22 protein-coding genes are annotated in these 22,894 nt (G+C 71.5%); 7 read left to right on the forward strand and 15 right to left on the reverse strand.

From position 1 onward, the window contains the following. Positions 1 to 136 precede the first annotated feature (136 nt). The 7 genes from glgX to DEJ06_RS05425 all read right to left on the reverse strand — a co-directional run bounded on the left by glgX (position 137) and on the right by DEJ06_RS05425 (position 7,999). The gene (glgX, locus tag DEJ06_RS05395) at positions 137 to 2,155 is read right to left on the reverse strand and encodes a glycogen debranching protein GlgX (RefSeq protein WP_111038653.1); all 2,019 of its coding nucleotides are present in this window, start codon (positions 2,153 to 2,155) and stop codon (positions 137 to 139) included. Between the two features lie 59 nt (positions 2,156 to 2,214). Next, positions 2,215 to 2,829 carry a TetR/AcrR family transcriptional regulator gene (locus DEJ06_RS05400; RefSeq protein WP_027466979.1) on the reverse strand — a complete coding sequence of 205 codons (615 nt, stop codon included), beginning with the start codon at positions 2,827 to 2,829 and terminating at the stop codon, positions 2,215 to 2,217. Positions 2,830 to 2,963: 134 nt separating this feature from the next. Further along, on the reverse strand, positions 2,964 to 3,500 hold the full coding sequence (locus tag DEJ06_RS05405; protein WP_071248777.1) for a MarR family winged helix-turn-helix transcriptional regulator: 537 nt from the start codon (positions 3,498 to 3,500) through the stop codon (positions 2,964 to 2,966). 18 nt (positions 3,501 to 3,518) lie between these two features. Further along, positions 3,519 to 3,701 carry a hypothetical protein gene (locus tag DEJ06_RS05410; RefSeq protein ID WP_071248776.1) on the reverse strand — a complete coding sequence of 61 codons (183 nt, stop codon included), beginning with the start codon at positions 3,699 to 3,701 and terminating at the stop codon, positions 3,519 to 3,521. Positions 3,702 to 3,842: 141 nt separating this feature from the next. Further along, the gene (locus tag DEJ06_RS05415) at positions 3,843 to 4,403 is read right to left on the reverse strand and encodes a hypothetical protein (protein ID WP_111028786.1); all 561 of its coding nucleotides are present in this window, start codon (positions 4,401 to 4,403) and stop codon (positions 3,843 to 3,845) included. 1 nt (position 4,404) lies between these two features. Next, the gene (locus DEJ06_RS05420) at positions 4,405 to 6,456 is read right to left on the reverse strand and encodes a primary-amine oxidase (RefSeq protein ID WP_111038654.1); all 2,052 of its coding nucleotides are present in this window, start codon (positions 6,454 to 6,456) and stop codon (positions 4,405 to 4,407) included. Positions 6,457 to 6,505: 49 nt separating this feature from the next. After that, positions 6,506 to 7,999, reverse strand: coding sequence for an APC family permease (locus DEJ06_RS05425; protein WP_027466974.1), 1,494 nt, complete (start codon positions 7,997 to 7,999; stop codon positions 6,506 to 6,508). A gap of 193 nt (positions 8,000 to 8,192) precedes the next feature. Here DEJ06_RS05425 and DEJ06_RS05430 point away from each other — a divergent pair, with 193 nt between their 5' ends. The 4 genes from DEJ06_RS05430 (at position 8,193) to DEJ06_RS05450 (ending at position 11,263) form a co-directional block, all read left to right on the forward strand. Further along, a complete protein-coding gene (locus DEJ06_RS05430; RefSeq protein WP_111038655.1) occupies positions 8,193 to 9,710 on the forward strand; it encodes an APC family permease in 1,518 nt (505 codons plus the stop codon). Then, a complete protein-coding gene (locus tag DEJ06_RS18480; RefSeq protein WP_258372373.1) occupies positions 9,707 to 10,360 on the forward strand; it encodes a helix-turn-helix domain-containing protein in 654 nt (217 codons plus the stop codon). The genes DEJ06_RS05430 and DEJ06_RS18480 overlap by 4 nt, the downstream gene beginning before the upstream one ends. A gap of 109 nt (positions 10,361 to 10,469) precedes the next feature. Beyond that, positions 10,470 to 10,925 carry an Hsp20/alpha crystallin family protein gene (locus tag DEJ06_RS05445; protein ID WP_111038656.1) on the forward strand — a complete coding sequence of 152 codons (456 nt, stop codon included), beginning with the start codon at positions 10,470 to 10,472 and terminating at the stop codon, positions 10,923 to 10,925. Between the two features lie 11 nt (positions 10,926 to 10,936). Then, the gene (locus DEJ06_RS05450) at positions 10,937 to 11,263 is read left to right on the forward strand and encodes a hypothetical protein (protein ID WP_071404424.1); all 327 of its coding nucleotides are present in this window, start codon (positions 10,937 to 10,939) and stop codon (positions 11,261 to 11,263) included. An 81-nt stretch (positions 11,264 to 11,344) separates the two neighbouring features. Here DEJ06_RS05450 and DEJ06_RS05455 read toward each other — a convergent pair whose 3' ends face one another. Continuing rightward, positions 11,345 to 12,226: a manganese catalase family protein gene (locus DEJ06_RS05455; protein WP_111022461.1), complete on the reverse strand. Its 882-nt coding sequence runs from the start codon at positions 12,224 to 12,226 to the stop codon at positions 11,345 to 11,347. Positions 12,227 to 12,568: 342 nt separating this feature from the next. On the opposite strand from DEJ06_RS05455, the gene DEJ06_RS05460 reads away from it, so the two are divergent. Both DEJ06_RS05460 and DEJ06_RS05465 read left to right on the forward strand, forming a co-directional pair. Then, the gene (locus tag DEJ06_RS05460) at positions 12,569 to 13,780 is read left to right on the forward strand and encodes a sensor histidine kinase (protein WP_244993310.1); all 1,212 of its coding nucleotides are present in this window, start codon (positions 12,569 to 12,571) and stop codon (positions 13,778 to 13,780) included. Then, entirely contained in the window at positions 13,777 to 14,448 is a 672-nt protein-coding gene (locus tag DEJ06_RS05465) for a response regulator transcription factor (RefSeq protein WP_111038658.1), read from the forward strand. The genes DEJ06_RS05460 and DEJ06_RS05465 overlap by 4 nt, the downstream gene beginning before the upstream one ends. Here DEJ06_RS05465 and DEJ06_RS05470 read toward each other — a convergent pair. Beyond that, complete coding sequence (locus DEJ06_RS05470; RefSeq protein ID WP_258372374.1) at positions 14,445 to 15,197, reverse strand: TetR/AcrR family transcriptional regulator; 753 nt, start codon at positions 15,195 to 15,197, stop codon at positions 14,445 to 14,447. The genes DEJ06_RS05465 and DEJ06_RS05470 overlap by 4 nt on opposite strands. A gap of 79 nt (positions 15,198 to 15,276) precedes the next feature. Between DEJ06_RS05470 and DEJ06_RS05475 the strand changes: the two genes are divergently transcribed. Beyond that, positions 15,277 to 16,119 carry an NAD(P)H-binding protein gene (locus DEJ06_RS05475; RefSeq protein WP_111038660.1) on the forward strand — a complete coding sequence of 281 codons (843 nt, stop codon included), beginning with the start codon at positions 15,277 to 15,279 and terminating at the stop codon, positions 16,117 to 16,119. Here the strand turns inward: DEJ06_RS05475 and DEJ06_RS05480 are convergent. From DEJ06_RS05480 to DEJ06_RS05505, 6 genes are all read right to left on the reverse strand, one after another. After that, positions 16,112 to 16,873, reverse strand: coding sequence for a triose-phosphate isomerase family protein (locus tag DEJ06_RS05480; RefSeq protein ID WP_111038661.1), 762 nt, complete (start codon positions 16,871 to 16,873; stop codon positions 16,112 to 16,114). The genes DEJ06_RS05475 and DEJ06_RS05480 overlap by 8 nt on opposite strands. Continuing rightward, positions 16,870 to 18,576 (reverse strand): dihydroxyacetone kinase family protein, encoded by a 1,707-nt coding sequence (locus tag DEJ06_RS05485; RefSeq protein ID WP_111038662.1) that lies wholly within the window; start codon positions 18,574 to 18,576, stop codon positions 16,870 to 16,872. Before DEJ06_RS05485 ends, DEJ06_RS05480 begins: the two co-directional genes overlap by 4 nt. Then, positions 18,573 to 19,964 (reverse strand): MFS transporter, encoded by a 1,392-nt coding sequence (locus DEJ06_RS05490; protein ID WP_035809316.1) that lies wholly within the window; start codon positions 19,962 to 19,964, stop codon positions 18,573 to 18,575. Before DEJ06_RS05490 ends, DEJ06_RS05485 begins: the two co-directional genes overlap by 4 nt. A 120-nt stretch (positions 19,965 to 20,084) precedes the next feature. Continuing rightward, the gene (locus tag DEJ06_RS05495) at positions 20,085 to 20,870 is read right to left on the reverse strand and encodes an SDR family NAD(P)-dependent oxidoreductase (protein WP_111038663.1); all 786 of its coding nucleotides are present in this window, start codon (positions 20,868 to 20,870) and stop codon (positions 20,085 to 20,087) included. A gap of 16 nt (positions 20,871 to 20,886) precedes the next feature. Continuing rightward, positions 20,887 to 21,840 carry a 3-hydroxyacyl-CoA dehydrogenase family protein gene (locus DEJ06_RS05500; RefSeq protein ID WP_111038664.1) on the reverse strand — a complete coding sequence of 318 codons (954 nt, stop codon included), beginning with the start codon at positions 21,838 to 21,840 and terminating at the stop codon, positions 20,887 to 20,889. After that, positions 21,837 to 22,859, reverse strand: coding sequence for a sugar phosphate isomerase/epimerase (locus tag DEJ06_RS05505; RefSeq protein WP_111038665.1), 1,023 nt, complete (start codon positions 22,857 to 22,859; stop codon positions 21,837 to 21,839). The genes DEJ06_RS05500 and DEJ06_RS05505 overlap by 4 nt, the downstream gene beginning before the upstream one ends. Between the last annotated feature and the right edge of the window lie 35 nt (positions 22,860 to 22,894).

Raw genomic sequence — 22,894 nt, forward strand, 5'->3', positions numbered from 1 at the left:
CGAGCACCACGCGCACCACTTCGTGAGCAGCAATGGTCGGGTCCCGAACGGGGACCCGACCATTGCTGCTCACCAAGCGAAGACCACGACGCGAGCGACGCGAACGACGCCCCCGCGCGCGACGCCCCCGCGCCCGTCAGACCAGCGCGGTGAAGGACGCGTCGCGCACGAGCAGCGTCGCCGCGTCGCCCACCACGGCCTGGTCGGGGTCGCTCGACAGCCCGAGGGACCAGCTGCCCCCACCCGGACGCTCCGGCAGCGTGAACTCCACCGTGGTGTCCGACGCGTTCAGCAGCACGGCCACGGTGTCGTCGCCCTGGTGGAGCACGAGCGTCACGGCCCGGTTGCCGCCGTCCGCCCAGTCGCCGTCCTCGAACCCGGCGGCGTCGGCACGGAGCACGGTCACCGTCGACTCCGAGTCACCCGGTGCGGTGCGGAACCACTCCGGACGCAGGGCCTGGTGCTGCCGACGGAACGCGATGGCCGCCGTGGTGAAGGCGAGCAGGTCCTGGTCGGCGGCGGCCCAGTCGAACCACGAGATCTCGTCGTCCTGGCAGTACGCGTTGTTGTTGCCGCCCTGCGACCGGGCGAGCTCGTCGCCACCCAGGATCATCGGCACGCCGGCGGAGAGCAGCAGGGTGCCGAGGAAGTTGCGGCGCTGCCGGTCGCGGTAGTCGTTCACCGCGCCGTCGTCGGTCGGGCCCTCGATGCCGCCGTTGAACGAGGTGTTGTCGCTCTCACCGTCGTTGTTGTCCTCGCCGTTCGCCTCGTTGTGCTTGTCGGCGTACATCGTCAGGTCGGCCAGGGTGAAACCGTCGTGGGCGGTCACGAAGTCGATCGAGCACAGCGGGGAGCGCCGTGAGCCCTCGTAGACGTCCGGGCTGCCCAGGACCCGCTGGACGGCGTCGCCGAGTGCGCCCTCGTCGCCGCGCCAGAAGGCCCGCAGGTCGTCGCGGTACTTGCCGTTCCACTCGGACCAGTCGGCCGGGAACCCGCCGACCTGGTAGCCGGCGGTGTCCCACGGCTCGGCGATCATCTTGACCTCACGCAGCACGGGGTCCTGGTGGATGATGTCGAGGAACGCGGAGTGCTTCTCGGCCTCGCCGTCCTGGCGGGTGAGCGTCGTGGCCAGGTCGAACCGGAAGCCGTCGACGTGCATCTCCTCGACCCAGTAGCGGAGCGAGTCCATGATGAGTCCGAGGGCCGCCGGGTGCCCGACGTTCAGGCTGTTGCCGGTGCCCGTGGTGTCGAAGTAGTTCGCCTCGTCACCCTCGACCAGCCGGTAGTACGACTGGTTGTCGATCCCCTTGAACGACAGCGTCGGGCCCATGTGGTTGCCCTCGGCGGTGTGGTTGTAGACGACGTCCATGATGACCTCGAGCCCCGCGGCGTGCAGGGCCTTCACCATCTCCTTGAACTCGGCGACCTGCTGCCCGGCGGTGCCGGCGGACGAGTACTCGTCGTGCGGCGCGAAGAAGCCGATGCTGTTGTAGCCCCAGTAGTTGCGGAGGCCCTTGTCGAGGAGCGTCGAGTCCTGCACGAACTGGTGCGTCGGCAGCAGCTCCACCGCGGTGACGCCGAGGTCGGTGAGGTGCTTGATCGCTGCCGGGTGGGCCATGCCGGCGTAGGTGCCGCGGATCTCCTCGGGGACGTCCGGGTGCTGCTTCGTGAAGCCCTTGACGTGCACCTCGTACACGACGGTGTCGGCGAGCGGGGTCCGCAGCAGGGTGTCACCGTCCCAGTCGAAGGACCGGTCGGCGACGACGGACTTGGGCATCGCGGTGGCCGAGTCGGTCTCGTCGATCTGCTCGGGCTCGTTCATGTCGTGACCGAAGAGCGCCTGGCCCCACTCGTAGGTGCCGTCGATCGCGGTGGCGTAGGGGTCGAGCAGGAGCTTCGCGCCGTTGTGGCGCAGGCCGTTCGCCGGGTCCCACGCGCCGTGCACGCGGAAGCCGTAGCGGGTGCCGACGGTCACGCCGGGGACGACGTCGTGGAAGGTGTAGCCGGTGCGGTTGCGGAGCTCGGTGCGGTGCTCGGTGCCGTCGTCGTCGAAGGTGCAGAACTCGACCCGCTCGGCGGTGCTCGAGAACAGGGCGACGTTGGCGCCCCCGTCGACGAGCGTGACGCCGAGCGGGGTGCGCGTGGAAGTGGTCATGCTGCCCTTCTACCGGCCGGTCGCTGTGCCACCGGCGGTCTGGGCGTACCCCTGGCCGCTCAGCGCACCGGCGGGACGAGCTGCTCGAGCAGCCGCAGCACCCGCTCGCCGTCGACGGCGTCGGGGTCGAGCAGCCACTGGACCTGCAGCCCGTCGGATGCCGCGATGCTCAGGCTCGCCAGGTCGACCGGGTCCAGGTCGGCGCGGATCCGGCCGCTCGCCTGGTCCGCCTCGATCAGTTCGGCGAGTTCAGCACGCAGCCGGGCGAAGCGTTCGCGCATGAAGTCGCGCGTGGCCGGGTGGCCCTCCTGCACGGCGTCGGCCGCGAGGGTCGTGTACAGCTGCACCAGCCCCGGCACGGCCCGGTTGCGCGACGCGCTCTCGCGCATGTCGCCGATCGCCGACTTCATCCGGTCGGGCGCGCCCTGCTCGCGGACCTCGTGCTCCCGGTAGACGGCGAGCAGCAGTTCGTCACGGCTCGGGAAGTAGTGGCGCAGTGCCGCGTGCGTGATCCCGAGGGCCTCGGCCACCGAGCGGAGCGACGATGCGTCGACCCCCTGCTCGGCGACCATGCGGATCATCTCGTCGAGGATCTGCGTGCGCCGCTCGGCGCCCTTGCGGTACCCGCCGCGGCGCGGCTGGGCCGCGTCGGCGTCGTCCGCGGGGTGGGTCATGCACCCAACTTACCGCTGGAAGGTTTTCTCGCCACCGTCCGGACTGGAGGCCCGTGGCGGGCGCACCACGGGCCTCCAGTCCGTGTCGGGGTCGCGTCGCACCCGCCGGGTCGCGTCAGCCGGGCGCGCTCACGTCAGTCCTGGTCGTCGACCGTGTACTCGTCGACCGGCGCGGGCGTGCCCGCGGCGAGCGCGTCGACGATCTTCGTGAGCGAGTCGGCGAGGACGGCGTTGTCCGCGTCGGGGAGTTGCTCGAGCACCTCGACGACGGCCGCGTGGAAGCGCGCGTACGAGGCGTCGATCTTCTCGGCGGCCTGGTCGGTCGGGGCGAGCACCTGCGCACGACGGTCGGTGGGGTGCGCCGTGCGCGACAGCAGACCCTTCTGCACGAGCCCGTCGACGATCTTGGTGACCGAGGCGTTCGAGACGGCGAGCATCACGGCGAGGTCCTTCGGGCCCATCGTGCGGCCGTCCCGGTGTGCCTGGAGCATGTACCGGACGGCGAGGAACTCGTTCTTCGACAGGCCGCTCTCGATGCGGGCGGACTCGATCTGCTGGTCCTCGGCGTGCTGCAGGCGGAGCAGCGCGTCGACGGCGGTCTTCGCGACCCCGGACTCGGGTTCGCGGGCGTAGAGGTGGACGTGCTCTCGACGGACGACGGTCAACGGCATGGGGTCATGCGCTCCTTGCTAAACGGCAGGCGTGCTGAAGAAGTCCGCGTAGGACGGTTCGGAACGACCGGCGAGCAGCGAGGGGTCCTGGATGCGACGCTCGACGTACGCGTCGATGATCGCCGGGTCGGTGAGACCGACGCGGGTGTGGCTGCCACCGATCCGTGCCGTCCGAGGCATCCCGGAGTACGTGCTGTGCATGTCGTGTCCCGCCCTTCTTGCTTGCCGTGTGTCCCCTGCGGACGGCTGAACTCTTTCACAAAGTGAACGGTCAGTTCAACGAACCATTCGCACTGTGTACGTTTTGCGCGCCGAACGGTTCGGCGGCACGCGGCACGCGCCTCAGACCATCGCCGCGGACATCACCGCGACCGCGACCCCCATCGCCAGGGTCTCGACCAGCGGCAGCGGACGCGAACGTCGCCGGACGCCGTCACGGAGCATGTGGACGGTGAGCACCAGGTACCCGAGGGTCAACCCGCCGAGCACCACCTGCCACGTCACCGCGACCACCCCGAGGTGCTGGTGCATCCCCGCGGCGCCGGCGTCGTGCGCCATGCCGACACCCATCGCGCCCATCACGAGCAGGCCCAGGGCAGCGTGCAGTCGCCCGTACCGGCCGTGTGCGGAGGCCGCGCCCGGCGGCTGAGCCGACCCGCGCCTCCAGGCGGACGTGGACTGCAACCGGTGCACCCCGGCGACCACCACGGCGAGGAACGCCAGCACCAGGAACCACAGGACACCCGGCAGGACCCGGGGTCCGAACGCCCCGTCGACCATCGCCGCCACCATCGCGACCGCGGCGACCACGTCGACCGCACGGCCGGGGCGCCACGCCCCGACCGTGCAGCAGGCCCCGGCCGACGCCGGCACGATGGCCGCGAGCCCGAGCAGATCGGTCACGTCAGTGCCCGTCCCCGTGCCCGTGGTCGTGCCCGTGCCCGTGCCCGTGGTCGTGCTGGTGCTCGGCTGCGTCGTGTGCGGCCTCGACGGCGCCGGAGACGTGGTGCGAGCAGTGCGACCCGGCCGCCGCCCCGATCGACGCCGGCACGTTCAGGGCCGGGTTCCGCGGGAAGAACCCGTACGGCTTGAGCGTGAACTTGGCGTAGTCGACGGGCATGACGGGCCAGTCCTCGGGCCGGGGGAAGTGCGTGGGGCCGAAGGTGTGCCACAGCACGATGTCCTCGCCGTCGAGCGGACGGTCACCCTGCACGTACCGGGCGACACCGTCCCCGCCGGGGTTCTGGTGCACGAAGTCACCGGCGGCGAAGCGCTCGGCCGGGTCGTACTGCGTCACGTAGAGGTGCTTCCGTGCGAACTCGGCGCGGGCGGCCACCGACGACGAGTCGTCCGCGAGCAGCACCGGGGCGTCCTGCGGGTACAGCACGTACCCGGTCGGGCGGTCGAGGTGGTTGCGCTCCTCGGTGTTCGAGATGAACCAGGTCCGGGCCTTCGACGCGTCGGCGAGACGGCCGGAGGTCGACTCGGACGACAGCCGGGTGACCGACTTCGTGAACGCGTTGCCGTGCTCGTTGCCCGGGCCGACGGGGACCCGGACGGCGTCGACCTCGTCCACCGCGTTCGACAGCCCGTCGACCATCATGTCCAGCCGCGCCGAGAACAGGTGCTGGTGGTACGGGGCGCCGAGTCCGGGCGCGACCTCGGAGGCGTACGGGTAGTCCGCCCCGGACTCCGTCCGACCCGGGTACGACGAGGTGAAGAGGACACCGGTGAGCTTCGCCTCGCACTCGATCGTGCCGTCGAGGTACAGGTACCAGTAGAACCCGTAGTCGTAGTTGCCGACGGTGGTGAAGAACGAGATCACCAGCCGACGGGAGCGCCGGACCTCCTGCGACCCGGTGTAGATGTCCCCGTGCTTCCACAGCGTGCCGAAGTCCTCCTCGTGCATGCAGATGCCGTTGCGGATGGTCTGCGGGTTGCCGAGCTCGTCGGCCAGGACGGCGTCGAAGTACTTGATCTCGCCGACGCAGTCGCAGCCGAGCTCGAGCGAGTTGGTGAAGCGTCCGAACAGGTACTCGCCGGTGTCGAAGTAGTTCTGCCAGAACCGCACCGGCGACGGGTCGCCGTAGGGCACGAGCATCTCGTCGATCGAGGCCCGGTAGACGATCGGCCGCAGCCGCGCACCGTCCTGCCACGACAGCTGCCGGAGCACGAGCCCCTCGCGGGCGTCGAACCCGACCTGGAACCGCCAGTTCGCCCACTCGACGAACTCGCCGTCGACCGAGAACGACGGCCCCTCGGGCTGCGTGATGACGATCGGCTTGAGGTCGAGCGGTTCGCCCTGCACCGCCGGGTCGTCGAAGTTGCCGGACGTGGCGGGCACGGGCATCTCCGCGACGTCCACGATGCGGGTCACGGCGCGGTTGGCGGCGTCGACGTACACGGACAGGCCGTCCACGGGGTGCGCCCAGACGTGGTCGGCGGGGTGGTCCTGGCGGAAGGCGAGCACGCGGAGGATCCGGCGCCCCTCCTCCTCGGGGTAGTCGTAGTACCCGGCGGACAGCGGGACGCACTTCACCTCGTCCGGCGTCAGGCCGCGCTTCGCCAGGGCGGCGACCCAGCGCTCGTCCGCGTTCGCGATCTCGCCGACGGCGTCGAACTCCTCGATGAGGACGGGCAGCTGTCCACGGGACCCGTCGAGCACGTCGGTGGACAGGACGATCCGGTCGGTGATCGAGACGACGCCGTCGGTGGAGCGTCCGGTCGCCATGTCGAGGAGCATCACGCGGGCACGGCGGTCCGGCAGGGGACCGTCGCCGGCTTGCCAGGCCAGGACCTGCTGCTTGTGCGGCTCGTCGAGGCCGACGTAGACGAAGCGCGTGGTGTCGGTCCAGTCCGGCTGCGCCGTGACGACGTCGCGGACGGCGGTGAACTCGTCGGGGCTCAGGTTCGCGAGCGGGTGGGTGGTGGCGGTGACGGGATCGGTGAGCGTCATGCTGGTGGTTCCTTCGGTTCGGTCTGGAGGCGCGGGTCGGGTGGGTCGGTCAGCCGTCGCTGGCGAGACGGTCGAGCATCTGGTCGTAGCGGCGGCGGTCGCGCCGGCGCAGCACCACGGCCTGCAGCACGCCGACGGCGGGCACGACCACGACGAGGCCGGTGAGCACGGTGCTGACGACACCGAAGACGCTCGCTCCGGAACCGTCGACGTCACCGACGAGCGTCGGGAAGTTCGCCCAGATCAGGACGGCCGAGGCGACGAGCCCGACGAACCCCAGGACCGGGGCGATGACGGTGTTCCAGATGCGGCGGTCGGCGCGGTTCCGGCGGAAGTACACGATGACGGCGAGGCTCGTCGCGGCCATCAGGATCGCCACGCCCAGGGTGGCGACGCCGGCGAACCAGCTGAAGACCTGCAGGACCGGGTCGAGGCCGAGGACGGCGAACAGGACCATGAGCACGGCGGCGGTGACGGTCTGCACGACGCTCGAGGTGTGCGGCGACTCGTGCTTGCGGTGCACGGTGCCGAGACGACCGGGCAGGAGCGAGGCGTTCGCCATCGAGTGCTGGTACCGGGTGATGACGTTGTGGAAGGACAGGACGCAGGCGAACATGCTCGTGAGCAGCAGCACGTTCATGACGGCCTCGCCCGCGGTGCCGATGTACCGCGCCGCCGTGGTGAGGATGAGCGCGCCCGGGTCCTTCGCGGCCTCGGCGAGCACACCGTCCGGACCCCAGGCCATCACGAGTCCCCACGACGCCAGCGTGTAGAACACCCCGATGCCGATGACGGCGGTGTAGGTGGCCCGCGGGATCGTGCGCTCCGGGTCCTTCGCCTCGTCGCGGAAGATCGCGGTGGCCTCGAACCCGATGAACGCCGCGATGGCGAACATGAGGCCGACGCCGGGCGAGCCGGACATGACGTGGGTCGGTTCGAACGGCGCGAGCGAGAGCCCGTCGGCACCGCCCCGGAACACGATCGCGGCGACCAGGACGAGCACGATCCCGACCTCGCCGACGAGCAGGACGCCGAGGACCTTGCTCGACAGGTCGATGTGCCGGTAGCCGAGCACCCCGACGAGCGCCACGACGACCAGGGACCACACGTACCAGGGGATGTCCGGTCCGCCGAGGCCCGTGACGGTCACCCCGAGCAGGTACCCGATGTAGCCGTGCACGCTGACCTGGATCGTCGTGTAGGTCAGCAGCGCCAGGGTGGCCGCCCCCGCACCGGCCGGACGACCGAGCCCGTGGCCCACGAACGTGAAGAAGGCGCCGGGTCGTGGCAGGTGTCGGGTCATCGCCGCCAGTCCCACCGAGAACAGCAGCAGGATCACGGCGGACGCGGCGTAGAGCGACGGGAACCCGACGCCGTTGCCGAGCAGCATGCCCAGCGGGGCGGCACCGCCGACGACGGTGAGCGGGGCGGCGGCCGCGACGACCATGAACACGATCGCGGTGACGCCGAGCGAGCCGCGCATCGTCCGCTGGGGTGCGGGTACGGCTCCGAGTGACGCGGGGTCCTTCGTGATGCTGGACATCGTGGCCTTCCGGTTCGGGTGACTGGGTCGGGGTGGGACCACGGTCCCGCGCTGCCGTTGCGCCCCCGTTCCACGGGTGTGAAACCCGCACGCACCCGAATGGGACGGCCCGGGCGAGGCGTCTCATTTGCCCGAGACCACCGCGAAACACGACCGAGACACCGGGGCAACGCAGCGCCCGTACCGTTGCCGCATGACCGCGCTCGACCGTGCCATCGCCGACCCGCCACGGGTGCCGGGCATCGGCACGCGCTCCCCCGTCGACGGGCTGTCCCGGCGGAGCGTCGGCCCGGTCGACGTGCTGGCGCAGTCGGTGTCGGCGGTCGCACCGTCGGCGGCGGCCACCACGATCCCGGTGCTCGTCGCGACCGTCGCCGGGCAGGGCGCGACGTGGTCCCTGCTCGCGGCGATGGCGCTGTCGTTCCTGGTCGGACGCACCGTGAACCAGTTCGTCCGGCGCGTGGCGGGCACCGGCTCGCTCTACACCTACGTCTCGCTCGGCCTGGGGCCGGCGGCCGGTGTGGTCGCGGGCGCCGCACTGCTGCTCGGCTACGGGTTCATCGCGATGTTCTCGCTCACCGGCAGCGGCTACTACCTCGACTACCTGCTGTCCCGGTTCGTCCCGACGGCCGGCACCGGCTCCCTGGTCACGGTCGTGGTGATCACCGCCATGGGTGCAGCGGTGTTCGCCGTCATCGCCCTCGGGGTCCGGTTGTCGACGCGCCTCACCCTGCTCGTCGAGACCCTGTCCGTCGCCGTCATCGTCGTGCTGATCGTCGCCCTGGTCGCACGGCTGCACCCCGTCGACACGTCCGCCCTCGCGCTCGGTCCGACCGCACCGGCACCCTTCGCGGTGGGCACGGCGCTCGCGGTCACCGCCTTCGTCGGGTTCGAGAGCGCGTCGGTGCTCGGCGTGGAGGCCCGGCGTCCGTTCCAGGCGATCCCCCGCGCGATCTCGTGGACCGTCCTGGTCGCGGGCGTGCTCTACGTCGTGAGTGCTGCCGCCCAGCAGACCGGGTTCGCCGCGATCGGCACCGACCTCGCCACGAGCGCGTCGCCGGTCAACGAGCTCGCCACGGCCTTCGGCATGCAGTGGGTCGGGTGGGCGCTCGACCTCGGGATCGCCGCCTCGTTCGCCGCGTGCGCGATCGCCTCGACGACGGCGCTCGTCCGGGTGCTGTTCGCGATGGGCCGTGAAGGGGTGCTGCCGGCCGCGCTCGGGCGGGCGTCGCCACGGTTCCGGACACCCTTCGTCGCGGGCGTGCTGGCGTGCACGGTGCTGACCGCACTGCCGGTCCTCGGGCTCCTCACCGGCATCCCGACCTGGTCCCTGATGGAGGCCGAACTGGTCGTCGCAGCACTCGGGTACCTGACGGCGTACGCGATGACGTGCTTCGCGGCTCCGGTGTTCCTGCGACGCATCGGCGAGCTGACGACCGGGGTGGCGACCACCGCGGTGACGACCGGTGTCCTGCTCACCGCCGTGCTGCTCACCTACGCCGGGGTCGAGGCCGCATCGCCCCGGTGGCCGGCCGTCGTCCTCGCCGTCGGGGCGGTCACCGCGGTCGTCGTCGCGTTCCTGGTGGCGACCCGTCGGCGACCCTGGCGACGGGGTCGGAGCCGGGCGGTGTACGACGTGCCGGTCGAGGCGGACCTGCTGGGCGCCTCCCGGCCGTCCGCCGGATCCGGCCACGGGACGGGGGTGCGGTGAGCGAACCCGGTCTCCGCGCGCGGCAGCCGAAGGCGATCCAGAACGCCCTCGCGGTGCTCGAGGCGGTCGCGCACGCCGGGCCCGGCGTCACCGCCCAGCAGATCTCGGACGCGCTCGGGATGCCGCGGGCGACCACCTACCGGCTCATCACGCTGCTCGTGGAGGACGAGTACCTGGTGCGGCTGCCGGACCTGCGCGGCTTCGCACTGGGGCACAAGGTCTCGGAGCTCGCCGGCGTCGCCCCGGCCGCTGCCCCGTCGGTCCCACCGCTCCCCCGCGCCGTCCGGTCCGTGCTGTCCGACGTGCGCTCGACGGTCCGCGCCGGGGTGCACCTGGCCCGGTACGACGCCGACGGGATCTGCGACGTCGACGTCGACCCGGACTTCCCGCTCCTCGACGCGACCGCCCTGCGAGCGGCACCCGGGTCGAGCGCGATGGGGCGGCTGCACGCAGCCGGCGGTGCCTCGGCGTCGCAGGTCGGTGCCTTCGTGCGGGGCTTCGGGTGCCTGGCGCTGCCCGTCCGCGGCGAGCGCGGTGAGCTCGTGGCGGGGCTGACGTTGTCGGCGCCCGCGGCCCGGGTGGAGTCCCCTGGCCAGGCCCTGGTGCACCTGCGGACGGCGGTCGCGCGGCTCGAGCCCCTGCTCGGCTGAGTTCTCGGCGTCCTCCGAGCGATCTCTTGGCACTCACCAGGGTCGAGTGCTAAAACGGTGGCAGTTGAGTCGAGGGGACTCAACGAGAACCACGAAGGAGTTGATTTCGATGACGATGAACTTCGACCCGTTCCGCGAGCTCGACCGACTCGCGGGTTCGCTCCTCGGCACCGCCGCCGGCCCGCGCTCGATGCCGATGGACCTGTACCGCACCGGGGACCACTACGTCCTCGACGTCGACCTGCCCGGCATCGACCCGGGCTCCGTCGACATCGACGTGGACGGTTCCGTCCTGACCATCCGCGCCGAGCGCACCCTGGGCGCGCCCGAGGGCTCGCAGTGGCTCACCCGTGAGCGCCAGCCCGGCACGTTCGTCCGGCAGCTGACGCTCGGCGACGGTCTGGACGCCGAGCGCATCACCGCCGGGTACGACAACGGTGTGCTGAGCGTCACGATCCCCGTCAAGGAGTCCGCGAAGCCGCGCAAGATCGCCGTCACCGTCGGTGGCGCGTCCGAGCAGCTCGCGGTCGGTTCCGGCGCCGCCGGTTCCGGCACCGCGGAGTGAGGAGCTGAGCGATGACGTCCGTCCTGCTGAACGCGGTGGTCGCGGTCCTCGTCGTCACCGCGGCGCTCGCGCTGACGAGCCTGGACCGGCGCACCGCCCTGCTCCTCGGAGCCACCGGCAGCCTGACCGGCACGTTCCTGACCTGGGTCGCCGCGCCCCGGCTGTTCGAGCAGTCGCTCCTGGCGCCCTGGGTCGCGGCGGTCCTCGGCACGGCCCTGCTGATCGCGGGGTGGAGCGCGGTCCGCGCCTACTCGGGCATCTTCGAGGCACCACGTGACGAAGAACCCGAGACGGGGGCGCTGATGACCGTGGGCGGGTCCGCCCCGTCGGTGCGGTGACCACCTGACGGACAGGAGGCCCGGTGCACGTCGTGCGCCGGGCCTCCTGTCATCCGTCGGCCGCGTGGGCGACCGCCGGGACTACTCCTTGTTCAGCTTGTCCTGCACCAGGCCGGCCGTCTTCTCGACGACGTTCGGCAGCTCGGTGGTGCCGTAGAGCCGGACGTCGGGGTGCGTGGGCGGGGGCATCGGGACCGAGGTGGTCGGGCCGTCGTGGTACGAGTACTCGCCCTTGCCGTCGAACGAGGGGCCGCTCGCCCAGGGGCCGTTCTTCGCCTCGGCACCGTCGGAGAAGTTGAGGTACTGGTAGTTGACCTCCTGGTTCTCCTTCGACTGCGGGAAGTTGCTCGGCACGGGGAAGCCCTCGACGCCCTTCTCGCGCAGCTCGGCGGCAGCGGTCGCCCACATGTTCTGGTGCATGGTGTCGCGGGCGATGAGGAACGACAGCAGGTCCCGCACGCCGTGGTCGTCGGTCATGTGGTAGAGCCGGGCGGCCTGCACACGACCCTGCATCTCGGCGTTCTCGTTCGCCGTGAAGTCGGCGAGCAGGTTGCCGCTGGCGGTGATGTACGACCCCTGCCAGGGGTTGCCGTTGCTGTCCACCGGGCGGGCACCCGCACCGGCGACGATCGCGTGCTGGACGTCGGTGCCGCCGACGATCGCGGCGACCGTGGGGTCGTCCTGCAGCGCGTCCTCGGTGATGCCGAGCGGGGACTTCTCGAGCAGCTGCGCGATCATCGTCGCGAGCATCTCGACGTGGCCCATCTCCTCGGCGCCGATGCCGAACACCATGTCGCGGTACTTGCCGGGGATGTGCATGTTCCACGCCTGGAACTGGTACTGCATGGCGACGGAGATCTCTCCGTACTGGCCACCGAGCACCTCCTGCAGCTTGCGGGCGTAGATCGCGTCGGGCTTGTCGGGCGTTGCCTTGAACTGGAGTTCCTGCTTGTGGAAGTACAAAACGTGCTCCTTCGTCTCGATCGAGCGATTGCACGGCCGATGGTTCGCCGGGGGCACTGAGCGGCCGTCCAAGGTGGCCGGATCACGCAGAGGGTGTCTCGGATGCGCCGTTCCACGGATCCGGGTCAACCGTCGGCTTCACCCGGCAGGACGAGGCCCTTCGGTCGACCGCCCGATGCCCTCGGCCGTCCGGTTGCGCAGGCTTGGGAGCATGCAGACCTCGACCAAGCACACGATCGCCACCCTGCTGCTCTGCGCGGCGATCGTGGTCGCCACCGTCATCGCACTGATGGCCATGGCCCCGCCCGCGTGACGCCGGTACGGCATGGGAGGATCGCTCTCGTGACCGAACGGGGCAGGTTCCTCCGGCCGCTCGCCACCCGGTCGATCGTCATCGACGTGGCCTGGGCGGTCCTGGCGGCGTTCGTGTTCCTGCTGCCCATCGACCTCGAGCTCGAGCACGCGAGCCTCGCCGCGGTCCTGTCGGCCTCGGTGGCGATCGCCCTCCGTCGCATCTCCCCGTCCGCCGCGATGGCGATGGTCGTCGTCCTCGGGGTGATCCAGGTCGGCGGCGGCGAGCGCCCGTCGCTGGTGGACCTCGCGCTCTTCGTCGTGATCGGCACCGCCGCGGTCGTGGGCACCCGCACCGAGGTCGTCGTCTCGGGCGTGCTCGCGGTCGTCGCCGGAGCGGGTGCGACGGTCTACCTGGCGTCGACCGGCTTCCGGTTCCTCGTGCTCATCAACGGCCCGCGCGACCAGGCGTTCCTGGCGATGGCCGCCCCGGTGACCGCGCTGCTCGGGGTCTGGGCGGGCGGGGTCGCCGTCCGGGCCTTCCGCTCGCGCGACCGCGAGTCGGAGCGCCGTGCCGACGCCGAGGCCGCAGCATCACGTGCCGAAGCCGTCGCCACCGAGGCCGAGGCCACCGCCACCCGCGCGATCGACGTCGCCGAGTCCGAACGCATCCGCGCGGACATCGCCCGCGACGTGCACGACGTCGTCGGCCACTCGCTCGCGGTCATCATCGCGCAGGCCGACTCGGTGCCGTTCCTCGACGACGAGGCGCGCATCCGAGCGGTCAGCGCCACCATCGCGAGCACCGCCCGCAGCTCCCTGGTCGAGGTCCGACAGGTCCTCGGGCACATCGACGGCTCCGCCGAGGCGACCGGCCCGGGCTCGCTCGAGGAGATCGTGCAGGGCATCCGCGACGCCGGGGTCGACGTCGACCGCACGGTGCGCGGGGTCCCACTGGCCCTGCGCCCGGACACCGGCACCGCCGCCCGACGCGTGCTGCAGGAGATGCTCACGAACGCCCTGCGTCACGGCGCCCCCGGCAACCCGGTCGTCGTGCGGGAGACCTGGCGGAACGCCGACCTGGTGCTCGAGGTCGAGAACGTCGCCGGAGACGGCACCACCGCCGGCTCGGGCCGCGGGATCGACGGCATGGACTCGCGCCTCGGCGCCCTCGGTGGGTCGTTCGACGCCGCCGTGCTGGACGACGTGTTCACGGCACGCGCCCGCATCCCGTTCGACGTCCAAGGGGGACCCGTCCGATGACCGAACCGATCAGGATCCTGCTCACCGACGACCAGGCGCTGTTCCGCGCCGGGCTCCGGGTGGTGCTCGACGCCCAGGACGACATGCGCGTGGTCGGTGAGGCCTCCGACGGCGCCGAAGCGCTCGCGCTCATCCCCGAGGTGCGCCCCGACGTGGTGCTGCTCGACATGCGGATGGCCGGCATGGACGGCGTGGAGACCGTCCGGCAGCTCTACTCCGGTGCCGTCGCGGGCCCGCTCCCCCGCGTCGTCGTGCTCACCACCTTCGGGCTCGACCCGGCGGCGGCGACCGCGATCCGGCTCGGCGCCAGCGGGTTCCTGCTCAAGGACACCACGCCGCCGTTCCTGTTCGCCGCGGTGCGGGCCGTGCACGAGGGCAGCTCGGTCATCGCACCGAACGACCTCGCGCAGCTGTTCGGCACCGACGTCGCTCGTGCCCCGGCACCGCAGCCGCCGGAGTTCGCGACCCTGACCGAGCGGGAGCGCGTCGTGTTCGGGTGGGCGTCCCGTGGGCTCTCGAACGCCGAGATCGCCATGAAGGAGTACGTCACCGAGTCGACGGTGAAGACCCAGATCTCGAGCATCCTCGGCAAGTTGTCGCTGCGCGACCGGGTGCAGCTCGTCGTCTACGCCCACGACCACGGGCTGGCGGGCACCCGCGAGGGCTAGTCCGCGGCGATCCGGTCGAGCCACTCCGCGAGCATCGTCCGCTCGGCTGCCGACAGTCGATCGAGCCGGGGCGCTGCGGCACGCAGTGTGATCGCGGCGCTCGTCACGGCGTCAGTCCACCGACCGCGACCACCCGGGGCCGCGCCGCCGTCGTCCCTCGTCGGCCCGCTCGGCACGAGGATCCGCCCGAGCACGGCATCGAGGACGTCATCGGCGAGTGACGGGTCCCGCTCGTCCGCCGGAGCGGCCAGGATCGCGAGCACCGCACCGGTGCCGGCCGCGTGCACGAGCTCGACCGCGCGGTGTTCCGGCACGGCCAGTCGTCCGGCCTCGGCCACCCGCCGGATGCGTTCTGCGAGCAGCGCGGTACCGGCGCGGGCGGCCGCCGACCGACGGCCGCGCTCCGGGTCGCTCAACAACACGAACAGGTCGGGGTTCGCCAGCCCGAAGCCGATCGTCATCGACCACCCGGTGCGCAGGTCCTCGACGGGATCGGTCGCCTCGTCACGAGCAGCCCGGACGGCGTCGGCCTTCATCGCCGAGAACGTCGCCATCGCGTGCTCGGCGACCGCTTCGAGCAGACCGTCCTTGTCGCCGAACAGCCGGTAGATGGTCGGTGCCTGGACACCTGCGCCGTCCGCGACCGCCCGCGTGGTCACCGCCGCGGCACCGCGTTCACGCAGCATGGTGCCGGCGACCTCGACGATGCGTGAACGCGTCTCGTCGCGCTGGCTTCCCTGCTCGATCACGGAACAACGATAACGGATCTGTGCTATCACTGTGTTAGCAGCGCTACCGACGCGCTGTTTCCATCGATACGGAGAAGCCATGATCGTCATCACCGGGGCCACCGGAGCCCTCAACGGCGCGACCGCCGACCACCTGCTCGAGCACCTCGCGCCGTCCGACCTGGCGGTGGTGACCCGAGATCCGGCCCGAGCACAGCGGTTCGCCGACCGCGGCGTCGAGGTCCGCCGAGGCGACTACGCCGAACCGGAGACCCTGCCGGCAGCCTTCGCGGGCGCCGACCAGCTCCTGCTCGTCTCCTCGAGCGACCCAGCCGCCGACGCCGTCGCGCTGCACCGTGCTGCGGTCGACGCAGCCGTGGACGCCGGCGTCGGCCGGGTCCTGTACACGAGCCACCAGGGCGCCGCGCACGGTTCGCCCTTCGTGCCCGCCGCGCACCACGCCGCCACCGAGGACCTGCTCCGCGACTCCGGGCTGCCGTGGACGAGCCTGCGGAACGGCTTCTACGCGCACAGCGCCGCCTGGATGACGGGACCGTGGCAGGAGACCGGCACGGTGTCCGTCCCCGTCGACGGCCCGGTGTCGTGGACCGCCCGCGGGGACGCCGCCGAGGCAGCCGCCGCGATCCTGCTCGCCGATCAGCCGTTCGACGGGCCGGTGACGCTCACCGCTCCGGACGCGCCGACCTTCGCCGACCTGGCTCGGCAGGCGTCCGAGGTGTCCGGTCGGACGATCGGGTTCGAGGCCCTGGGCGAGGACGAGTGGCGTGCCCGTGCGCTGGCCGCGGGGCAGGACCCGCACATGGTCGGGTTCCTGCTCGGCATGTACCAGGCCGCCGAGCGGGGCCTGTTCGCCGGCACCGATCCGCTGCTCGGCGAACTGCTCGGTCGCGCCCCACGGCCGGTCCACGACCAGCTCAGCTGAGCGCCGCGACCTCGTCGAGGATCGCCTCGACCGCTGCGGGGTCGTGGGCGAACCGTCCGAGGAACAGCCCGCCGATCCGGCCCCGCCCCCGGGTGAGCAGGCCAGGTCCGGCACTGCCCCCGTAGAGGACGGTGCTGCCGCGCAGCTCGGGTCGCGTGGCGAGGTGCTGCTCGATCCCGGCGACCACCGCCACGATGTGCTCGTCCGGCGCGGGTGCCGGTGCGCCGATCGCCCACACCGGTTCGTAGGCGACGGTGAGGGGGCCCGCGAGCCCGTCCGCGACGGCGGTCGACACGGCCCGGTCGAGCTGCGCCGTCACCGCCGCCACGGCCTCGGTCGGATCGGAGGCCCGATCCGGCTCCCCGACGCAGACCAGCGGACGCAGGTGGTTGCGGAAGGCCGCGTGCACCTTCCCCGCGATCGTCCCGTCGTCCTCGTGGAACAGGGAACGCCGCTCGGCGTGCCCGATCTCGACCAGGTCGACACCGATCTCCCGCAGTTCGGCGCCGGAGACCTCGCCCGTGAACGCTCCCGCGTCGGCCCACGACAGGTCCTGCGCGGCGAGCTGCACACCGGTGCCGGTGAGCAGCTCACGCACCGGGACGAGGGCCGGGAACGTCGGCGCCACGAAGAGCGTCGCCGCTCCCGAGCGCACCGCGGGGTGTCGCCGGGCGATGTCCGCGACCTCGGCCGCCCACGACAGCGTCCGGGCGTGCGAGAAGTACGTCTTCAGCGACACCCCGACGGTGATCACGGGGCGACCGTCTCCACGACGAGGGCGAAGGACAGCGCACCGGGGTCCGCGGTGCCGACGGCCTGGTCGGCGTGCGTGCGCGCCCGGCCCATCTTCGGCACGAGAGACTCCGTGGCGTCCGCGGCTTCGCGGGCGGCACGGACGGCGTCGCCCCAGGCCTCGGCGAGCGCCGCCCCGGCGTCGAGCCGGGTGCGGAGCACCTCGTCGAACGGCACCAGCGCGTCCACCATCGTCTTGTCACCGACGGTGGCGCCGAACGCGAGCACGGCCTCGGTGGCCGCGCGGACCCCCTGCGCGACGGTGGCACCCGACGGACGCGAGTCGTCCCCGACCACGCGACCCAGTGCCTCCAGGGCGGCACCCCAGATCGCACCGGACGTGCCGCCGGCCTTGTCGGACCAGGCATCCGCGGCGACCAGCAGGACGGTGCCGGCACCGGCACCGCGGGTGACCGCGTCGGCGGCTGCGGCGTCGGCGGCGTGCGATCCCCGCTGCATCCCGATGCCGTGGTCACCGTCACCGGCCACGGCGTCGATGCGCCCGAGTTCGTCGGCGTGCTCGTCGAGGACGGCTCGGACCGCCGCGAACCCGGCGGCGACCTGCTCGGCGACCGCACGGGACTCGTCGGTCGCCGGGCCGATGCCGACGCCCTCGGCGTCCGCCGCCACGGTGGACGGGTCGACCCGCTGTTCGGCGACCGCACCGCCCTTGCGGTAGGCGGGCGTGTCCGCGGGTGCTGCCCAGAGTTCCTCGAGCTCGTCGTCGAGCCAGAAGAGCGTCAGGGAGACCCCGGCCATGTCGAAGCTCGTGACGAGTTCGCCGACCTCGGGCTCCACGATGACGACCCCGGCGTCCGCCAGGCGCCGCTGCACCGAGCGGTAGACGACGAAGAGCTCCTCGTACTTGACCGAGCCCAGACCGTTCAGGATCGGGACCACCCGCTGGCCCTCGAGTGCCACGCCGTCGGGCAGTTCGTCGAGCAGCCGGGTCACCAGCAGCTCGGCCAGCCCGTCGGCCGACGGCACCTCCGTCTCGTCGATGCCACGCTCACCGTGGATGCCCATGCCGACCGCCATCCGGCCCTCGGGCACCGTGAACAGGGGTTCCTCGGCGCCCGGCAGCGAGCACCCGGAGAACGCGACGCCGAAGCTGCGCGTCCGGTCGTTCGCCCGTTCGGCGACGGCGGTGACCGTGTCGAGGTCGTCCCCGCGCTCGGCGGCGGCGCCGGCGACCTTGAAGACGCAGAGGTCACCCGCGATGCCGCGGCGCTTCGCGCGGTCGTCGGCCGGGGCGCTCGTCACGTCGTCGGTGACGCGGACCGTCCGCACCGGGATGCCGTCGGCCTCGAGTGTGCGCGCCGCGGCGTCGAAGTTCAGGACGTCACCGGCGTAGTTGCCGTAGCTGAGCAGCACACCGCCACCGTGCTCCGCGGCCTTCGCGACCCCGGTGACCTGCTGGGCGCTGGGGCTGGCGAACAGGTTGCCCATCGCGGCACCGGCGGCCAGTCCGTGTCCGACCAGCCCGCCGAACGCGGGGTAGTGGCCCGAGCCCCCGCCGATCACGACGGCGACCGTGCCGTCGGGGCTCGTGGTGGCGCGGGCGACGCCGCCGTGCACCTTCCGCACCCACCGTTCGTTCGCGGCGACGAAGCCGTCGGTCGCCTCGTCGGCGAAGTCCGCCGGGTCGTTGAACAGTCTGGTCATCGCTTGCTGCCCTTCGGGTCGGTGGTGCGGACGTGCGAGGTGTCGAGCAGTTCGTCGGCCTTGGCCCCGCGGAAGAACTTGGTGCAGAAGATCATCACCGCGGCGACGAACGCCAGGACGCCGAGCGAGACGATGCCGAACGCACCGCTGTCGGTGGGCACCACCTCGTTGATCGCGGTGCGCATGATCGGGGCGACGAACCCGCCGAGGTTGCCGAGCGAGTTGATCAGGCCGATGCCCGCGGCGGCTGCGGCACCGGTCAGGAACGCCGTCGGGTACGCCCAGGTGATCGGGCCGACGGCCAGGAAGCTCGCGACGGCCAGGGTGATGAACAGGATGCCGAGCACGGGCTGCCCGTTCGCACCCGCCCACGCGGACCCGAGGATCGACAAACCGGTCGTGACGTAGAACAGGGTGCCCCAGCGACGACGGCGTCCGACGGAGTCTGCACGCGACCCGATCAGGTAGCAGGCGACGAGCCCGACGAGCCACGGGATCGCGGACACCAGACCGACCTGCCAACCGACGTCCTGCCCGAGCAGCGAGGACACCTGCTGCGGCAGGTAGAACGTCGTGCCGTAGACGGCGACCTGCAGGCAGAAGTAGATGATCGTGAAGTACCAGACGCGCCCGCTCGCCATTGCGCGCCAGATGCCCTTCGGGCCGTCCTCGCTGCGGGCGGTGTCCTCGCGCTCCATGGCCGCGGTGAGCGACGCCTTCTCGCCCGGTTCGAGCCACTTCGCCTGCTGCGGACTGTTCGTCAGGAACACCAGGGCCGCGATGCCCGCCAGCACCGCGAGGATCCCCTCGCCGGCGAACATGACCTGCCAGCCGTGGAACGGGGTGACCTGGTCACCGACGCTGATGAGGCCCCCGGACAGCGGGGCGCCGATCATCTGCGAGAACGGCTGCGCCAGGTAGAAGATCGCGAACATGCGCACGCGCACCTTGTTCGGGAACCACTCGGACAGGTACATGATCACGCCCGGGAACAACCCGGCCTCGGTCACGCCGAGGATGAACCGCAGGATGATGAACATCGTGTCGTTCGTCGTGAAGGCGAACAGTGCGGCGACGATGCCCCACGTGACGGCGATCCGGGCGAGCCAGAAGCGCGCACCGAACCGCTTGAGCAGCAGGTTCGACGGGATCTCGAAGATCGCGTAGCCGATGAAGAAGATGCCGGCGCCCAGGGCGAAGGCGGCGTCGGAGATGCCGCGGTCGACGCGCAGGGCCTCTTCGGCGAAGCCGACGTTCGTGCGGTCGAGGAACGCGACGAAGTACAGGATGACGAGCATCGGCATGAGGTGCTTCGTCGCCTTGCCGATGGCGGACTTCAGGCCGGGGTCGTTCGTCGACCCGAGCGCGGGGGCAGGGGGTAGTGACACGGGTTCGCTCCTTTGCGAGCACGGTGCGGTCGTTCTGGCGTCCGGCGGTCGGTTCGGTCGTCCGGACGGGAGGCACGGATCGCGTCGCCCGGTCGGCGCGCGTTCCGTGGGCGGCTGGCCCTAGTGCATGTACAGGCCGCCGTCGACGTTGAGCGTCTGGCCCGTGACGAACCCGGCGTCCTCGCTGATCAGGTACGCGATCGCGGCAGCGATGTCCCGCGGTGTGCCGATGCGCGGCAGGACGCCGTCGGCGGCCATCTCGGCCTTCCGTTCCTCGGAGAGGGTGCCGCCCATGATGTCGGTGTCGATCGGACCGGGGGCGATCGCGTTGACCGTGACGCCGCGCGGGCCGAGCTCGCGCGCAAGACCACGGGTCAGGCCGATCACGCCGGCCTTCGCCACCGTGTACGGGGTCTTGCTGAAGGTGCCGCCGCCGCGCTGGGCGGAGACCGACGACAGGTTCACGATGCGGCCGTAGCCGGACCGCACCATCGACTCCGCCGCCCGCAGGCTGGCGAAGTGCACGCCGTCGAGGTTGATCGACAGCACCCGGTGCCACTCCCCCTCGGGCAGGTCGAGGTAGGCGTGCACGGACGAGACCCCGGCCAGGTTCACGAGCGCGGTGATCGGCCGGAGTTCGGCCTCGATCGTGTCGAAGGCCGCACGGACGGCGGACTCGTCGGCGACGTTCGCACCGACACCGACGGCCCGCACGCCGTGCTGTTCGCGGATCTCGGCGGCGACCTGCTCGCTCGCCGTCTGGTCGAGGTCGATGACCCCGACGTCCCACCCGGCCGCGGCCAGGTGGTGGGCGGTGGCGCGACCGATGCCCCGCGGTGAGGCGGCCCCGGTGAGGACGACGGTGCGGTCCTGGTGCTGGCCGGCTGACTGGTTCTGCGTGCTCATCGTTCGTGCTCCGGGCTCAGTGGATCGGTGCCGGGCCGAGCTCGTCGAGGAGCTTCTGCATCGCCACGTACGCCTTGTTCCGGTAGGCCACGAGCTCGGGCGTGCGGTCGGCCGGCACCTCGAGGTACCCGGCGCCGGACTTCGTGCCGAGCTCACCGGCGTCGACGTGCTGCTGCAGTGACGGCGGGGTGGCGAAGCGCTCGGGCCAGCGGGTCTGCAGCGACTCGAAGCAGAACGCGTAGACGTCGAGCCCGGCCATGTCGGCGATCGCGAACGGGCCGAAGAACGGCAGGCGGAACCCGAACGTGGTCCGCACGATGGTGTCGATGTCGTCGGGGCTCGCGATGCCCTCGTCGGCGATCTTCGTGGCCTCCTCGAACAGCGCGTACTGCAGGCGGTTCAGGACGAACCCCGTGGAGTCCTTCACCCGCGCCGACTGCTTGCCGGTCGCGGCGACGACGGTCTCGCCGACCTCGATCGCGTGCTCGTTCGTGGTCGGGTGCGGGATGAGCTCGACGCCGGGGATGAACGGTGCCGGGTTCGAGAAGTGCACCCCGAGGAACCGCTCCGGGCCCACGACCGCCTCGGCCAGCGACTCGATCAGGATCGTCGAGGTGTTCGAGCCGATCACGGCGTCGGGGCGAGCGGCCTCGCTGATGCGGCGGAGCGTGGCGTGCTTGATCTCGAGCTTCTCGGGCACGGCCTCCTCGATGAAGTCCGCGTCGGCGACGGCGGCCTCGATCGACTCGGCAGCGCTCAGGTGTGCGCGGACCCGTTCGACGGCGTCCTCGGGGAACAGCCCGTCGGTGACGAACTGTGCGGTCTCGCCGAGCAGTCGCTCCAGGTTCTGCTGGGCGATCTCGGCCGAGACGTCGGCGATCCGGACGGTGTGGCCGGCGAGGGCGAGGACCTGGGCGATCCCGCCGCCCATGTAGCCGGACCCGACGACGGCGATGTCGAGGGTGCTCATCGGATTGCTCCTTCGGTGCTGGTTGCTGCAGTCGAGGTCGCCGTCGCGTCGAGTTTCGTTGTCGCGAGGACGGATCGGATGTACTGCTGGTTGGTGGCGCAGACGCCGAGGCTGTCCCCGCCGTACTGCTCGGTCATGACGATCCCGCGGAACCCGTCGGCGACGGCGTCGCGCAGGACCTGGCGGTAGTTGATGAGGCCCGTCTCCATGGTGCTCGGCGCACTCGTCGCCCAGCTGCCGTCGCCGGCCTCGTCACGCGTGTAGTTCTTCACGTGCAGGTAGTTCGTGTACGGCATGGTCTTCGCGAAGAGCTCCCGCCAGTCCTCGACCGGACGGTGCAGACGGATGAGGTTCGCGACGTCCGCGTTGAGCCCGACGTTGTCGAGCCCGATCTCCTCGACCAGGCGGACCGCGCTGTCGGCGGTGCCGAGGTAGGTGTCCTCGTACAGCTCGAGCGCCATCGGCAGCCCGACGCTCGCAGCGTGCTCGCCGAGCTCCCGCAGTCGCTTGACCGCAGCGGCCCAGACCTCCGGGTCATCCGGGTCCTTCGGGCCCGGCGCCGTCCAGAACCACAGCGCGCGCTTCTGGGCGTCCGTGAACGGCTGGTGCAGTCCGGTCGAGAAGACCTGCATGCCCCACTCGGCCGCCGCGTCGATGGTGCGGTGGGCGTAGGCGAGGTTCTCGTCCTCGTGCCCGGGCTGGATGACGCTCTTGCGCTGCAGGTGCACCGACGGGATCCCGATGCCGTGCGCCTTCGCGACGGCGAACAGCTCGTCGCGGCGCGAGGGTTCGAGGTCTGCGGGCCGGATGTGGCTGTCGGCGAGTTCGGCGAGTGAGAAGCCGACGGCTTCGATCTGCCCGAACACCTCGTCCCACACTTCGGCGGGGGCGTCGTGGAAGGCCGTCCCGACGCGGGTGACCTGCGCGAACCCGTGCAGGCACGCGGCGATCGGCCAGGTCTCCGACGTCCAGGTGGTGGGGTCCCAATCCTGGTCGACCCAGTCCTGTGGAGTGGTCACGGAATGCTCCCTTGCATGTCGTGGTGGTTCAGCCT

Origin of the sequence: Curtobacterium sp. MCLR17_051, assembly GCF_003234395.1 — a bacterium.
GTDB classification, from domain to species: domain Bacteria; phylum Actinomycetota; class Actinomycetes; order Actinomycetales; family Microbacteriaceae; genus Curtobacterium; species Curtobacterium flaccumfaciens.

Bases quoted from the DNA above. Each gene is read 5' to 3' on its own strand.
- glgX (WP_111038653.1), bottom strand. From the start codon at position 2,155: ATGACCACTTCCACGCGCACCCCGCTCGGCGTCACGCTCGTCGACGGG.
- DEJ06_RS05400 (WP_027466979.1), bottom strand. From the start codon at position 2,829: ATGACCCACCCCGCGGACGACGCCGACGCGGCCCAGCCGCGCCGCGGC.
- DEJ06_RS05405 (WP_071248777.1), bottom strand. From the start codon at position 3,500: ATGCCGTTGACCGTCGTCCGTCGAGAGCACGTCCACCTCTACGCCCGC.
- DEJ06_RS05410 (WP_071248776.1), bottom strand. From the start codon at position 3,701: ATGCACAGCACGTACTCCGGGATGCCTCGGACGGCACGGATCGGTGGC.
- DEJ06_RS05420 (WP_111038654.1), bottom strand. From the start codon at position 6,456: ATGACGCTCACCGATCCCGTCACCGCCACCACCCACCCGCTCGCGAAC.
- DEJ06_RS05425 (WP_027466974.1), bottom strand. From the start codon at position 7,999: ATGTCCAGCATCACGAAGGACCCCGCGTCACTCGGAGCCGTACCCGCA.
- DEJ06_RS05430 (WP_111038655.1), top strand. From the start codon at position 8,193: ATGACCGCGCTCGACCGTGCCATCGCCGACCCGCCACGGGTGCCGGGC.
- DEJ06_RS05445 (WP_111038656.1), top strand. From the start codon at position 10,470: ATGACGATGAACTTCGACCCGTTCCGCGAGCTCGACCGACTCGCGGGT.
- DEJ06_RS05450 (WP_071404424.1), top strand. From the start codon at position 10,937: ATGACGTCCGTCCTGCTGAACGCGGTGGTCGCGGTCCTCGTCGTCACC.
- DEJ06_RS05465 (WP_111038658.1), top strand. From the start codon at position 13,777: ATGACCGAACCGATCAGGATCCTGCTCACCGACGACCAGGCGCTGTTC.
- DEJ06_RS05475 (WP_111038660.1), top strand. From the start codon at position 15,277: ATGATCGTCATCACCGGGGCCACCGGAGCCCTCAACGGCGCGACCGCC.
- DEJ06_RS05485 (WP_111038662.1), bottom strand. From the start codon at position 18,576: ATGACCAGACTGTTCAACGACCCGGCGGACTTCGCCGACGAGGCGACC.
- DEJ06_RS05495 (WP_111038663.1), bottom strand. From the start codon at position 20,870: ATGAGCACGCAGAACCAGTCAGCCGGCCAGCACCAGGACCGCACCGTC.
- DEJ06_RS05500 (WP_111038664.1), bottom strand. From the start codon at position 21,840: ATGAGCACCCTCGACATCGCCGTCGTCGGGTCCGGCTACATGGGCGGC.